Below are 14,055 nucleotides of genomic sequence, written 5' to 3'. Positions count from 1 at the left end.
GTGAACATAAGCTAAAATCGTAATGTCCCGGGCACAACTACGATATAATAACTTTAACAACGAAAAAAACTGGTTCCTTGACCAGTTTTCCGACTAAAACATTTGATAACCACTTTTGCGTAAAATTTTAATGACAACACCAGAAACAATTGCACCTACCAAACCCGATGTTAAGATTGCTATATCTACTACAGTTAAACTACTTAGTTTTTCGACTGTTTGCGATAATGCACTTCCTGGTGCTTTAAAATAATCAAAGAATTTCACATCATTTACTATGTAAATAATAACAAAAGGATATAACCCAGCCATAAGCCATGTTTTTCTTAATAGCATATTCAGAATAAACGCTATTCCAAAAAACATTACAAAATACAACAATATAGATACAATTAATTGGATCACCTAATTAATCCCCTTCATAAGCTATTTTCTATCTATCACGTTCATTTTAATAATAATAGGAAAAAAAAGCAAAGGGAAGCAGCGCAAATCTTCCGTTTTATCGATGTATGTCTGATTAAACACATGATTTGTTGATTTCCACTACTTTTTCTTGTTTCCCTCCATAGTTTGAACACGAATAAGATATTCCAGCGTAGAGGCCATGCTATTATCAACAATATCCCATCATGCTTTCATGCACCTGCAAGTAAATACTGCGTTAAGATAGCTTAATCATTATACAGATAGAATCCGTTTGTGATACTATGAAATTGGCGTACAATTGAAGAATGGGGGTAATTTGTTTGTCCAATAAAATATACGATATAACAATAATAGGTGCGGGGCCCGCAGGATTATTTACCGCTTTCTATGGAGGCATGCGTCAAGCTAGTGTAAAAATCATTGAAAGTCTCCCTCATACAGGCGGACAATTAACGGCCCTATATCCCGAAAAATATATATATGATGTTGCTGGTTTCCCAAAGATTCGTGCACAGCAACTCGTTGATAATTTAGAAGAACAATTAAATTTATTTGATACAACGATTGTTGTTGACCAAGCGATCGAACAAGTAGAACGTTTAGAAGATGGTACGTTTCAGCTAACAGCTAACAATGGTGATATACATCTAACAAGAACCATTATCATTACTGCGGGAAATGGTGCGTTTCAACCGCGACGACTAAACGTAGCAAATAGTGAACAATTTGAAGAAATCAACCTTCATTATTACGTAAAAGATATGGAACAATTTCGTGATAAATCTGTAGTCCTTCTTGGTGGTGGGGATTCAGCTGTTGACTGGGCTTTAATGCTAGAGCCAATTGCGAAAAAAGTTACACTTGTACATCGCCGAGATGCATTCCGTGCACACGAACATAGTGTGGAGAAACTTAAAACATCTTCCGTTGAGATTTTAACACCTTTTGTTCCAAAAGATATTGTTGCAAACGACCAAATAGAAAAAGTAATCTTAGAAGAAGTACGTGGTGATAAAACAATCGAACTAGTTGTTGACGATGTGCTTTGTAATTATGGCTTTATCTCATCCCTTGGACCAATTAAGGATTGGGGATTAACAATTGAACGCAATAGTATTGTCGTCAACTCTAAGATGGAAACAAATCTACCAGGGATTTATGCTGTTGGAGATATAAATACATATCCCGGGAAAGTGAAATTAATTGCCACAGGATTTGGAGAAGGCCCAACAGCAATAAATAACGCGATGCAGTATTTGGACCCCAAAGCACGCATCCAACCTCGACATTCAACAAGTATGTTTGAACAATAAGACATTGTCCAGAAATGAATAAGCCATATGAAATCGATGTTTTATAAATCGACTTCATATGGCTTTTTTCGTTATGTGTAGGAAGAACAATGATTATTCAGCTAATGGCCAAGCTTTTTTCTATTCTTCCTGAGCAATTTTTTGCAAAGCTGATAAATCCTTTAACGTAATTCCACGATGACCCTTTTGCTCAATCCACCCTTGTGTTTGAAAATGGGATAACCGGCGACTTATCGTTTCTCGTGTTGTTCCTAAAAAGGAAGCTAGATCTTTCTTACTCATTGGCAATGACACAACCGAACTATTACTTGACTTTTTTAAATCTAATAAATAACTGGCAATCCTTGCTTCTGCATCATGGACACTTAATTGTCCTACCAACTTTTCTGTTTCTTCGAGACGAACACTTAATTTCTCTAAAATTTTGGTTGCAATGATAGGCTTTGAAAGCATTAATTGTTGCATATCATTTCGATGGATTGCGCAAATTTCTGTATCCTCCAACGCCTCCGCATAACTATCTATTTCCTTTTTCGTAAATAATGCCAAATCACCCATAAAGTCTCCTGGATGCAATACCCGTAGTAGTTGTTCTTTTCCATTTGAATATAAACGATAAATTTTTACCGCTCCGACATGAATAATATATAAGTAATCTAATGATTCACCATCTTGGAAAATGAGTTCTCCCTTTTTATAATGCAAAGGTGTACTTAAATTCACGACTTGAATCATTTCTTCACGGTCTAAATGATTAAAAATAGGAACCTTTTGAACACATAATTCTTTAAATTCCCCATGATGATGCACACATTTACTCATTACGTAGCACCTCTCTTATACGAAAAATGCCAGAACACAAAGTATTCTAGCATTACGTTAACATTTTTCAGGTGTTCCTTCATTATCTTTTGCTCGAAATGAAGATCCGCATCCACAAGAAATGATTGCGTTTGGATTATCAATACTAAATCCACCACCCATTAAATTTTGTTTGAAGTCTATTTTTGTACCTTCTATGATGGGAATATCCTGCTTAAAAATAACGACAGGAATATTGTTTATCTCCTCTACAATGTCCAACTCTTCATTGCATTCGTCATCAAACCCTAATGAATATGATAGTCCACTACAGCCGCCACCTTTAACTCCAAAACGCAAACGAACATTACTTTGCTCTTCTTCCATCATTTCTTTAATTTGTTGGCTCGCATTATCTGTAATTGTCAATATCATTTCAAGTCCTCCTTTGTAATTATAAAGAATGGATATGAGTAGTATACAGAAAAATACATACTTGATTCAACCTATCTGCACAACTACATATCAAATGTAAAAGTCCCTTTTGCAATATACGTAGCAGGCCCCGTCATCCATACGTCATTTGATCCAGACCATGAGATTTGTAGTTTACCACCTGGTAAATGAACATCGATTTGTTGATTTCTGCCAATATGTCCATTCATAACGCTTGCTACAACAGCAGCACATGCACCTGTTCCACAAGCTTGTGTTGCTCCCGAACCTCTTTCCCATACAGCAACTTTTATTTCTCTTTCATTTACAATTTCGACAAATTCTACATTGACACGATTTGGAAAACGAGGATCCCCTTCAATTAGTGGCCCCCATTTTGCCAGTGGTACATTTTGTAAGTCGTCAACAAATATAACGGCATTTGGATTTCCCATAAACAAGGCTGTAATTTTCACTTTTTCCTCATCCAATGTGAAATCTTCACCAATTACGACATCATCACCTTTACCTATCATCGGTATATCTTTACGTAACAAAAGTGGCTTCCCCATATTAATCGTAATATCTCCTATGCCATTTACATTCTCCTTAATATGTGCCTGAACAATTCCAGCCCTCGTTTCAATTGTAAAATTTGCATCATCTACAATGAAATGGTCATAAGCATATCTCGCCGTACAACGAAGTCCATTGCCACAACTTTGTCCCTCTGAGCCATCTCGATTAAAGATTCTCATTCCTAAGTTTGCATTTTTACTAGGGTGGATGATAATCAATCCATCTGACCCAATACCGGTGTTCACATTTGCTACCGCTTTTGCGATCGGTGAAAACCATGATTCGTGAAGTTGTATAGAAAATAAATCTATATAAATATAATTATTTCCAAGCCCATGCATTTTTGTAAACGGAATTTCCATTTTATATCCTCTATTCTACGTTGTTCAAATATGATAATATATCTTATAATGGTGCAATATGATGTTTATTTAAGGCTTCATAGACCGTTTTCAATTTAGGTATTCCTTCTGCAACAATTTCGCCATTCACTGTAACAAGTGGATAGAAATACTCATCTTGTAGAATCTTCTCAACGATTTCAATATGCTTTTCCTCTTGCATTGGTTTATCTATATCTATATATTGATAGGAAATATGATTTGTATCATATTTACGGCCAATTGCAGCCTGTAACCATTCATACGTATCTTTTGAACCAGGTGCACCTACACAACTTGCACAAATTTGTTCCGCCCCATAAATCGTAATCAACACGTGATTATTTTTCATTTTTCCCCACCTCACCGCATTTTTTATACGTTTCTTATATTCTATTTTACAAAATGTTCGATGAAAGATAAAATAAAAGTGACTGATAAACAAGTTTACCATTCTGGAAAACGCTTTATATAGATTTTTTCATACATTCGATTTATAATAAGGAATAAGGAAGAAAGGAGAAGATCGAATATGCAAGAACAAGTTCAAGAAGTATTAAATAAACTACGCCCATTTTTACTCCGAGATGGTGGCGATGTTGAACTCGTTGATGTGGATGAAAACGGCATTGTACTTCTTCGTCTCATGGGAGCGTGTGGTAACTGTCCTAGCTCAACCATTACATTAAAAGCGGGTATTGAACGAGCACTTATGGCAGAGGTTCCTGGTGTAACGGAAATCGAACAAGTATTCTAAAAACAAAAAAATAAAAACGCCCTTATAGGTAACTAAATCGACGATTCGAAAAGAAAGGTAATTTTCTATAAAGGAAGCTTTTATTGTTAAAGCCTTCCTTGTATCGTCATGCCTGCACATGGCCTAACCATCATATAACGGACACTGTTTTTATAAATTGATACTTCGATTAGTGGAAGTCGTACAACTAGTTCATTTACAATATATTGTTTTTAACTAGTCAACATAAAATTAGACTTATTATTGAAGCGACATATATACGAATAAAGCAGACACACTTTCTTTGTGCCTGCTTTTTATATTTATTTTACAGCTGTTTTAGGACCATCACCGTAAAATACGCCATCTATATTATCCAAACAAAGTTGGATCATCGTTGTTCTAGTCTCTCTACTAGCTGACCCGATGTGTGGCAAACAAACGACATTTTTTAAGGTTGATAATGGATGAGCTGAATCAATTGGTTCGTGGAGAAAGACATCTAATCCAGCAGCTTCAATTTCTCCTTCTTTTAATGCTTCATACAATGCTGCTTCATCTACAACCGCACCACGAGATGCATTAATGAAGATTGCACTTTTTTTCATCTTTCCAAATGCATTTTTATCAAATAATGCTTTCGTTTCCTCAGATAATGGAACGAGAGAAACAATAAAGTCTGCTTCAGTTATAAGCGTTTCAAAATCAGCATATCGCGCACCTAGTTCCTGTTCTGCCCGCTCTTTACGTCGGCGATTATGGTAAAGGATGGACATATTAAATCCCTTTGCTCTTCTTGCGACAGCTTCTCCAATTCTTCCCATACCAACGATGCCAATTTTTTTATGATGAATATCAGTTCCAGCCATATAATATGGTGACCAATCTCCCCAACGATTTGCTTTTATTTCTTCATTTGCTTCCACTAATCTTCTAGCCGTCGCCATTAATAAAGCAAATGTTAAATCTGCTGTAGTTTCAGATAACACATCAGGAGTATTTGTCACGACAATACCTTTCTCATGTGCCACTTTAATATCGATATTATCAAAACCAACTGCAAGATTAGAAATAACTTTCAATTGAGGATTTTGTGCTAGAAATTCTTGATCTATTTTATCTGACAACATACAAACTAATCCTTGCGCCTTTTTTGCCTCGGCTAGTAACACATCTCTTGGCACAGGCGTTTCTTCCTTTTCCCACATTTGAAAGTCGAACCGATCCGTATAAGGTTGTAATAAATGCTCAGGTAGTTTCCGTGTTATATAAATCGTTGGCTTCTTCATATGTATCATCCCCCCATTTTATACTGTGCTATTTAACCAGTCTATTTGCGGAATACCCATTTTCTCAAAGTCAATATGCATATCATGAAAAAAGGTTCCCAAACGCTGCTCATAAATGGACTGTGCTTTGCAAATTGCTGTAAGCCTATGATATAGTTTATCATAATCTTCAGTATAAAAACCAGCTTCAAAACTATCAATAAAATGGATAGGAAAAACTAATCGTGCATATAATAATCGCCAGCTAAATATTGAAAGTGGCCTTACTTGTTCATATTCTCTCAAAAAGGTTTGAATGATTGGAAAGTTATCTGCTTCTTCAAGCAAATAATTCATACGGATATATTCTGCAAGATCACGAACAGCATGATCATAAACGAAGTCAGCAGACAGCATAAATGCATCAGTTAATTGGTTCTCGTATCTTCTAAAACTAATGACACCTTGATCATTTTTATTAAATCGGAACTCAGATTCACTTTCTTGCATATATTGAATAGCATTTTCACTTACACCAATGACATATGGTAAGATATCCATTAAATATTGATAGTAGTGATTATGTTGTTGCTTCGCTTTTTCTTGTAATCGATATTCAATTGCAGTTAATTTATCAGTCCATAACGTTTTCCATTGGCCGTAACTCGATATTTCCTGTGGCTCATATTGAAAAGAAGAAGCTATTTCATGAAATTGTGCAAGTTGTTGTCCATGTGAAGGAACTGTCCGATTTTTTAACGGCTTTCCTTTTATCACGAGATATTGCTTCCCTTCAAATTGTGAGAACCATTCATTAAACCGATTTTGTATCGGAATTCCAATATTTTCATATCCATTTTCATAGAGGTAATAAGCTAAAGCAGCTTGCTCCATATGAATTACTTCCCTGTCATTGGTGGGAATGGTAAAATAAAGATATTGTTGATCCATAAATCCATTCCTTCCATAGACTGTCACTTCATTTTGAATATCTATATGGTAAAAATCTTTTAGAAATTGCCTCATACGATCTCCTCCTCTTTATAATCTATGAGAGCGGTCTACAGTTCTTGCTCCAAATCAAGGAGAAAATACATGAAAAAAGGTGATATTATGTCAAACAAACAAAAAAGTGAAGTAGAAACAAAGGCCAGGCAATTACTCAAAGAGCGTGGAGTAACTTTAAATGATATCGCAGAGCTTGTTTATTATTTACAATCGAGCTACCACGAAAGTCTAACTTTAGATTTATGCCTCTATAACGTGGACAAAGTATTATCAAAACGAGAAGTGCAAAATGCCATTTTAACAGGTATCCAATTAGATAAGTTAGCAGAACAAAAAGCATTAGAAGAGCCTTTACAAAAAACGATTGAGACAGATGAAGGGCTATATGGTGTTGATGAGATTATTGCCTTTTCTATTGTGAATGTATATGGGTCTATTGGGTTTACAAACTATGGTTATATCGATAAACAAAAGCCCGGTATTTTAGCAAAATTAAATGATAAATCCACTGGTGAATGTCATACATTTTTAGATGATATTGTTGGCGCAATCGCTGCTGCAGCATCAAGTCGCTTGGCACATTCTGCAGGTTCTGAAAATTTATTAGATGACTAATGCATTCGTACTTTCCAATCATTCCATTAGCAATAAAATAGCGGGAACACCTTCTTCATGGTGACCCGCTATTTTTATTTCGAAGTATATTTACTCTTTGATATATGGTATCCATTCTGTTAATTGTTGCACATAATATGTCGGTTTTATTGGTAAATGCTTATACGCTTGAAATGGAGTAAATCCCGTAAATACCATTAATGTATCTACGTTAGAGTAAATACCAGCCATTATATCTGTTTCATAATTGTCTCCAACTATTAGCGTTTCCTCTGCTGAAGTGCCTAATCGAGACAAAGCTTCTTGCACGATAATACTTTCAGGTTTACCGATATATATCGGTTCTTTTCCAGTACTAACTGAGATAACCGCTGTCATAGATCCATTACCAGGTAATAGCCCTCTTTCTGTTGGAATCGCTGCATCACTATTGGTTGAAATAAGTGTTGCACCGTTACGAACTGCCAAACAAGCGATTGCTAGTTTTTCATATGTTATCTCCCGATCAATACCAATGACAACATAATCACAATGTTCGTCATGAACAATTTCGATTTCTTCCTGTTGAAGTGCACGAAATAACCCTTCTTCACCTATTACATAACATGTAGCATTTGGCGATTGTTGCTTGATATATGAGGCAGTAGCCATACTCGTTGTAAACACATGACCACTCTCAGTTTGAATCCCCATATCATTTAATCTAGTAGCAATTTGCTCTGGAGTACGCGAAGAATTATTTGTTAGGAACAAATATGGAATGTCCTTTTTTACTAACTCATTTATAAACAATGGTGCCGCTTCTATCACTTTATTTCCCCGATACATTGTACCATCTAAATCAATTAAATACCCACCATACTTTTTCACTTGTTTCACCTCATATATAGAAAAAAGGATGAATATCTCATCCTTTTTCAGGTTTTTCTATCATCCATTCACAACAAAAGTGACCTTTTGACATACATTCGTGGATCATCACCTTGCTTTTGGGAAATAATCCTTTATAAATATTCATTTCATGATGACACACTTGTGAATAATTACTGGAGATATTTGCAATCGGACAGTGGTAATTTCTCATGATAAAATCACCCGTTTCCGTCTCTTCCACTTCCATCATGTAACCACGTTCACCTTGAACTTCTACTAAACGTTCTATCTGTTCCACAAAATCGGCTTCTTTTACACTAGAAAAAACTTGTTCTTTTTCTCTTTCCATTCTTTTTTCTAGTAAATCAAGCACGAGTTGCCGTCCTTTCAATTGCTCAAGATCTTCCAATAACTCTACCGGTAATTGTTCATATTGATTGGGAAAAGTTTGATGAGCCTTTTTCGTTAGTTCATATTCATAAAAAGGGCGACCTATTTTTTGCTTTACCGTACGCTTTTTTATAAATCCCTCGCGAACTAATTCGTTTAAATGTTTTCGCACTGCAATCTCAGAAACAGAAAAATGAATCATGATATCTTCTATCGTCATTTTATTGCCCTTTTTTAAAATGACTAACAACTTTTCCTTCGTTGATGTTAGCTTTTTCACATGACATCATCCTTCAATATTTTTGAAAATGCATGTGCAACTTTTAATTCATTTTCTAAGTATGCACGTATTCGACTAGCAAACTGTTTTAATGTCGCGATATGATGATCAACGGTTTGCTTTAGAGCGATATGATCGATATTCAAATAATCTGTTACAACTGTTTTCCTTAATCGAATGATTGCTTGATATGCTTCTTTTTCATCTTCTTTTAAAACACGTTCATCTACTAAAATTTCAATAATATCCTCATAACTACCCGGGTCACGCATAATAAAGCCATCAATCATCATATTCCCTGTATCCAGAATTGCTTCAATAAGCAAGTGTATGATACGTTCCAATGCTAAATTCTCAATTGAGGAGCCTGCATGGCATTTTTCAAGTTGTTCTAATAACCAATTTATATATGCTAGTTTTTCTTGAATTTTTTCTTGATCTACAAAATACATTTTATGTACCCCCACATTGTATTACTATTATTTATGATACCACAATCTACAAAATGATTGAACCAGTCCTAGATAATTAAGTTTACAATAGTATGAACCAAATTTTCATGCTATGCTTAATGTATCTAATTTCAGAATTATAAGACGGAGGTATGAGAATGAAAGTTGCAAATCTTCCTTTTCAAATAAATGATATCATTGAAATGGACGCAACAAGGATTGCAAAAGAAATTCGTGCAAACAACCTTACAAGTGTCGCTGCAACTACAGCATATATCGAGCATATTCAAAAAGTTAATCCACACATCCACGCTTTGGTAGAGGAGCGCTTTGAACTTGCTTTACAAGAGGCGAAAGATAAAGATGAAGAACGTGCTATAACCGAAGATACTCCATTATATGGCGTGCCAATTAGTATAAAAGAATCCTTTCATGTAAAAGGCATGAAAACAACCGGTGGTCTTGTAAACCGTAAAGATTTAATTCAAAACACAGATGCAGATGTCGTCAAGTTGTTAAAAAAAGCTGGTGCCATCATTCTTGGCAAAACAAATACACCCGCTTTATGCTTTTGCCAAGAAACAAATAATAAACTATATGGACGGACAAACAATCCATATGACGTGAATCGAACAGCGGGTGGATCAAGTGGCGGAGAAGGGGCATTACTCAGTGTTGGTGGGGCCGCAGTTGGACTTGGATCAGATATCGGTGGTTCCATCCGCTTCCCCTCTCATTTTAATGGTGTAGTTGGGTTTAAACCGGGGAAATTTCAAGTCTCTCATCAGGGGCACTTTCCACCAACAACCGTTCCTTTACAAGAGCGGATGCTAGGCATTGGACCAATTGGTAAATCTGTACGTGATATAGAACTTATCTACAAGCTAATTGCGCAAAAAGTACCGAAGCAACAATCATTAACTTCCTATACGTTTGAATTTTTACCTAACGATATCCCATTACCACTTCATAACGTAACAAAAAAGATGCTTTACCAAGTTAAAAATATGCTAGCAACATCTTTTACAGTAAAAGATAATATACCACCGTTTATGGATGAAACAGCAGAAATTTGGCAGGAAATAATGTCCATTGATGTAAATACTATTCAAAGAATGGCGTTGTCTCATGATAAAACTACAACGTTATTAAAAGAATTTACAAAGGAAAAACTGTACCAAAATTCACAAACACACGCTTACTTGTTATGGGCATTAATCGGAGCGAAACTTTTTTCTCCTAGTTCAAAACGCATACATGACATCACCGCGTATTTAAAAAATGGGGATGAATACATAGATGCATATTTAGCAAGGCGCATACTTGTCTTTCCCGTATACCATTCAAGTGCTCCCTTACACGGTAAGGTGTATGAAGAGATTTTTTCCATAAAGAAAACATTTAAACAATATATGCCTTTTGTTGCATATGCAAATGTTTGGGGACTTCCATCCTTAACACTTCCTGTTGGTTCAGATGAGAATGGCATGCCTATTGGTATTCAACTAATGAGTAGAGTTGGCAATGAACAAGCACTATTTGATATTGGAAAGAAAATTGAAAAATCATTATATCGTTATCAAATATGTACGGTTTCACATTAGCAAAATTTGCTATCATACATCCACTACGTGTTGAACACGCTATAATTTAAAGGATGTGATCAACGCATGGGTAAAAAGGATAAAGAAAAATACTCCGACTTTTCAAATGTGCATCATATGCGGCAGAATTTAATTCCTGAAGAATTTCCTGAAGGTTCCTTTGGTCAGGCAATTAATCATGAGAAGCCAATTACAAGTAGTAAATCTACTCCTTGGAAAGAAGGACAACGTAGAACAAGTGCCTTCACGTATGCCTATCGAGAGTTACATGAAGATTTACCACGTCAGGCTCCCGGATCCCATCCAATCCATGATGAGCCAGGCGACGTGCACCCACAAGAAGAATAGCACAAATATAGCTTATGTTAAGGAGTATGAAGTCATCTAATTCTCATAAAAAAGGCTGGGATCATCCAAAGTATTAGCCCCCCCAACTACTACATTTAGTATGTTTAACGAGGGAATTTGCCCTTGGTGTCCCAGCCTCTTGATTGATGAAAACATCTTTCATTTCTTACGGACGACTTTTTTCAAAATAAAATATGCGCAACCAAAATTGCAGTATTCATATAAATAATCATCTAATGCGCTAAATTTCGTATCGTATGTAGCTTTTGGATGCTCATCGTTATAAAACCCTTTTAAGCGTAATTGCTCATATCCCCAGTCCCCAACGACATAATCATATTTCTTTAATATTTCAGCAAATCTCTCTTGTACTGCCTCTTTATGAAAGCCATCTTTTATATTCTCCATCACTTCATATTGATGCCCAAACAATTCAATCATCGTTCACCCCACCTTACACACCTTAACTGTCTTTAGTTTACCATATTTATATGTTTGTCTACTAGTAAGTATTATATTTAAACTATTTTCTAAATGATTGGTGTTTCCGTGGACATGATGAAATTCCGAATCAATTCAACGAGAAATTAAACATAACCTTCTTAAGATGAGGCCTATAGTCAGTTAGCCTGCGATAAACAAGAAAGAATACAAATATATTTTCAGTATGAATTTTGCAATTTATAACAAACTAAACATACAACACTTTTTATAAGGAGGAAGATGGATGTGAGAGTAATTATGGTTAGTCTCATCACAATTTGCACAATTTTAGTCGGATGTAACACTAATCAATCGTTAAATGAGCGGGAACATGTTGAGAACGAATTGAATCCACAATCAACAAATCCTCAATCGGGTACAGATCAAAATTTCGACAAACGATTAGGATACGTAAATTATAAACGGGAACAGGTAAAACAACAAAGTGAAGAGGATCATATTATCACGATTGATCGCGACCAAGTGGCGGACGATTTAACGAGATTACTGCTTCGCAATGATATATATAATGAAGTAGCAACTTTAGTAACTGGGCAGCACGCTCTAATCGCATATGAAATAAACGAAGATGTGGATAGAACAAGAGCTGCCTCCATCGCAAAAAAGACAGCAACATCCTATCTACCAGGTTATTTTAAAATTTATGTTTCAGACAATAGTTCGCTAATCGCGGACCTGCATAGTTTACACAACGCAACGACATCAGATCAAGATTATCAACCAACAATAGATCGATTGATAAGTGAGATGAGGAAATCTCCACAAGGCCATGATAAATAGGTGGAACGCGATATCCTGTTACTTCATCAATACTTGCATGCCTTGTAATTCGGACGCATCAGTAGTGCGCAGAAAACATAATGTTTTTAACAGCCTATCCATGAGGATTATTAGAAGGTAATTTAATTAATGAAGAGTTTGCATTAATTATGCAATTTGAATAGCAACAATGCGATAGAGCTTTTCTTTACTAGGAAATTTTTGCATCGGGAAAGGGGGTTACCTGATTCACGTGACTGGACAACTACGATTATTTACAATTGTTTTCTCACTATTTTTAGTTGGTATTGTTTCTCACACGGCATTAGCTAGTGATAAAAACGAATCTATTTATGAAGAACGAATCGCTCTTTATAAAAAGACAGAAGCTATAACACAAATCCCATGGTATTACATTGCTGCAATTGATCAATATGAACGTCAAATTCACTATAAAGATAGTGAAGACCCATTAGTATCAATTAAAATACCGGCTGAAAAGTGGTATGGGATTGGAAATATTAATCACATACAAGACGTAAACATCATTAATCTTTTCAATGGACTTGGAAAGGATGGAAATGGTAACAACAAGGCAGACGCCACACATCCAGAAGATGTTCTCTATACTTTGGCAACATATTTATTACAGTACGGACCGACTGAAGAGGATATTTTAATCGCATTATGGGATTATTATCAAAGAGATTTAACCGTACAAACCATTAAAAACACCGCTAAAGTATTTAAAACATTTGATGATATTAACCTAACAGACCGGGATTTTCCAGTATCGATCCAGCATAACTATACGTATCGCAGTACATGGGGTGCTGGCAGAGGTTTTGGTGGAGCAAGAATCCATGAAGGTACAGATATTTTTGCAAGTTACGGTACGCCTGTTAAATCAACAACATACGGTGTAGTAGAACTAAAAGGCTGGAATTTATATGGCGGTTGGAGAATTGGTATTCGGGATATTTATAACATCTATCACTATTATGCTCATTTAAATGGTTACGCAGATGGCATAAAAGTAGGTCAAGTTGTCAAACCAGGTGATGTAATAGGTAGTGTTGGATCAACGGGATATGGCCCTCCTGGAACAGCAGGTAAGTTCCCACCGCATCTTCATTATGGTATGTATAAAGACAACGGGCATAGCGAATGGTCTTTTGATCCCTATCCTTTTTTAAGGAAATGGGAGCGTATGGCAAAAGATAAACGCTAATCATCATATAATAGGGTACTTCACAGTTGAAGTACCCTATTTTTAAGTAA

The 14,055-nt window shown here is 35.7% G+C and carries 18 protein-coding genes; 7 read left to right on the top strand and 11 right to left on the bottom strand.

The genetic code is table 11. The annotated features are described in order from the left end of the window. Positions 1–93: 93 nt before the first annotated feature. The gene (locus tag ACFFIS_RS09295) at positions 94–405 is read right to left on the bottom strand and encodes a YuiB family protein (protein ID WP_320379485.1); all 312 of its coding nucleotides are present in this window, start codon (positions 403–405) and stop codon (positions 94–96) included. A gap of 344 nt (positions 406–749) precedes the next feature. Here ACFFIS_RS09295 and ACFFIS_RS09290 point away from each other — a divergent pair, with 344 nt between their 5' ends. After that, the gene (locus ACFFIS_RS09290; RefSeq protein WP_320379486.1) at positions 750–1,742 is read left to right on the top strand and encodes an NAD(P)/FAD-dependent oxidoreductase; all 993 of its coding nucleotides are present in this window, start codon (positions 750–752) and stop codon (positions 1,740–1,742) included. 120 nt (positions 1,743–1,862) lie between these two features. Here ACFFIS_RS09290 and ACFFIS_RS09285 read toward each other — a convergent pair whose 3' ends face one another. The 4 genes from ACFFIS_RS09285 to ACFFIS_RS09270 form a co-directional block, all read right to left on the bottom strand. Further along, positions 1,863–2,564 (bottom strand): Crp/Fnr family transcriptional regulator, encoded by a 702-nt coding sequence (locus tag ACFFIS_RS09285; protein WP_320379487.1) that lies wholly within the window; start codon positions 2,562–2,564, stop codon positions 1,863–1,865. 57 nt (positions 2,565–2,621) lie between these two features. Beyond that, complete coding sequence (locus tag ACFFIS_RS09280) at positions 2,622–2,978, bottom strand: HesB/IscA family protein (protein WP_320379488.1); 357 nt, start codon at positions 2,976–2,978, stop codon at positions 2,622–2,624. Between the two features lie 83 nt (positions 2,979–3,061). Further along, a complete protein-coding gene (gene dapF, locus ACFFIS_RS09275) occupies positions 3,062–3,919 on the bottom strand; it encodes a diaminopimelate epimerase (RefSeq protein WP_320379489.1) in 858 nt (285 codons plus the stop codon). A gap of 43 nt (positions 3,920–3,962) precedes the next feature. Continuing rightward, the gene (locus ACFFIS_RS09270; protein ID WP_320379490.1) at positions 3,963–4,289 is read right to left on the bottom strand and encodes a YuzD family protein; all 327 of its coding nucleotides are present in this window, start codon (positions 4,287–4,289) and stop codon (positions 3,963–3,965) included. A gap of 180 nt (positions 4,290–4,469) precedes the next feature. Here ACFFIS_RS09270 and ACFFIS_RS09265 point away from each other — a divergent pair, with 180 nt between their 5' ends. Then, the gene (locus ACFFIS_RS09265; protein ID WP_031334937.1) at positions 4,470–4,694 is read left to right on the top strand and encodes a NifU family protein; all 225 of its coding nucleotides are present in this window, start codon (positions 4,470–4,472) and stop codon (positions 4,692–4,694) included. Positions 4,695–4,996: 302 nt separating this feature from the next. On the opposite strand, the gene ACFFIS_RS09260 is transcribed toward ACFFIS_RS09265, so the two are convergent. After that, positions 4,997–5,962 carry a 2-hydroxyacid dehydrogenase gene (locus ACFFIS_RS09260; protein WP_320379491.1) on the bottom strand — a complete coding sequence of 322 codons (966 nt, stop codon included), beginning with the start codon at positions 5,960–5,962 and terminating at the stop codon, positions 4,997–4,999. 18 nt (positions 5,963–5,980) lie between these two features. Then, positions 5,981–6,967, bottom strand: coding sequence for a YutH/CotS family kinase-like spore coat protein (locus ACFFIS_RS09255; RefSeq protein WP_390187167.1), 987 nt, complete (start codon positions 6,965–6,967; stop codon positions 5,981–5,983). Between the two features lie 69 nt (positions 6,968–7,036). Here ACFFIS_RS09255 and ACFFIS_RS09250 point away from each other — a divergent pair, with 69 nt between their 5' ends. Then, positions 7,037–7,564: a phosphatidylglycerophosphatase A family protein gene (locus tag ACFFIS_RS09250; protein ID WP_390187166.1), complete on the top strand. Its 528-nt coding sequence runs from the start codon at positions 7,037–7,039 to the stop codon at positions 7,562–7,564. Between the two features lie 90 nt (positions 7,565–7,654). Here the strand turns inward: ACFFIS_RS09250 and nucF are convergent, their stop codons facing one another. The 3 genes from nucF to ACFFIS_RS09235 are packed head-to-tail and all read right to left on the bottom strand — an operon-like array spanning position 7,655 to position 9,559. Continuing rightward, positions 7,655–8,434, bottom strand: a complete 780-nt coding sequence (gene nucF, locus ACFFIS_RS09245; protein WP_390187165.1) for a 5' nucleotidase NucF — start codon at positions 8,432–8,434, stop codon at positions 7,655–7,657. A 37-nt stretch (positions 8,435–8,471) separates the two neighbouring features. Next, positions 8,472–9,107, bottom strand: a complete 636-nt coding sequence (locus ACFFIS_RS09240) for a helix-turn-helix transcriptional regulator (protein WP_390187163.1) — start codon at positions 9,105–9,107, stop codon at positions 8,472–8,474. After that, a complete protein-coding gene (locus ACFFIS_RS09235; protein ID WP_320379495.1) occupies positions 9,104–9,559 on the bottom strand; it encodes a DUF86 domain-containing protein in 456 nt (151 codons plus the stop codon). Before ACFFIS_RS09235 ends, ACFFIS_RS09240 begins: the two co-directional genes overlap by 4 nt. A 158-nt stretch (positions 9,560–9,717) precedes the next feature. On the opposite strand from ACFFIS_RS09235, the gene ACFFIS_RS09230 reads away from it, so the two are divergent. After that, complete coding sequence (locus ACFFIS_RS09230; RefSeq protein ID WP_390187160.1) at positions 9,718–11,163, top strand: amidase; 1,446 nt, start codon at positions 9,718–9,720, stop codon at positions 11,161–11,163. Between the two features lie 66 nt (positions 11,164–11,229). Beyond that, entirely contained in the window at positions 11,230–11,511 is a 282-nt protein-coding gene (locus ACFFIS_RS09225; protein ID WP_320379498.1) for a hypothetical protein, read from the top strand. A 159-nt stretch (positions 11,512–11,670) separates the two neighbouring features. Here ACFFIS_RS09225 and ACFFIS_RS09220 read toward each other — a convergent pair whose 3' ends face one another. Next, positions 11,671–11,952, bottom strand: coding sequence for a YutD family protein (locus tag ACFFIS_RS09220; protein ID WP_320379499.1), 282 nt, complete (start codon positions 11,950–11,952; stop codon positions 11,671–11,673). A 288-nt stretch (positions 11,953–12,240) separates the two neighbouring features. On the opposite strand from ACFFIS_RS09220, the gene ACFFIS_RS09215 reads away from it, so the two are divergent. Next, positions 12,241–12,795 (top strand): YhcN/YlaJ family sporulation lipoprotein, encoded by a 555-nt coding sequence (locus ACFFIS_RS09215; protein ID WP_320379500.1) that lies wholly within the window; start codon positions 12,241–12,243, stop codon positions 12,793–12,795. A gap of 232 nt (positions 12,796–13,027) precedes the next feature. Beyond that, the gene (locus ACFFIS_RS09210) at positions 13,028–14,005 is read left to right on the top strand and encodes a M23 family metallopeptidase (protein ID WP_390187158.1); all 978 of its coding nucleotides are present in this window, start codon (positions 13,028–13,030) and stop codon (positions 14,003–14,005) included. Positions 14,006–14,055 lie beyond the last annotated feature (50 nt).

This window comes from Paracerasibacillus soli, from assembly GCF_042432965.1.
GTDB lineage: Bacteria > Bacillota > Bacilli > Bacillales > Amphibacillaceae > Paracerasibacillus > Paracerasibacillus soli.
Note: the sequence above shows the minus strand (reverse complement) of the source record. Positions and strands in the feature narration are given on the sequence as shown.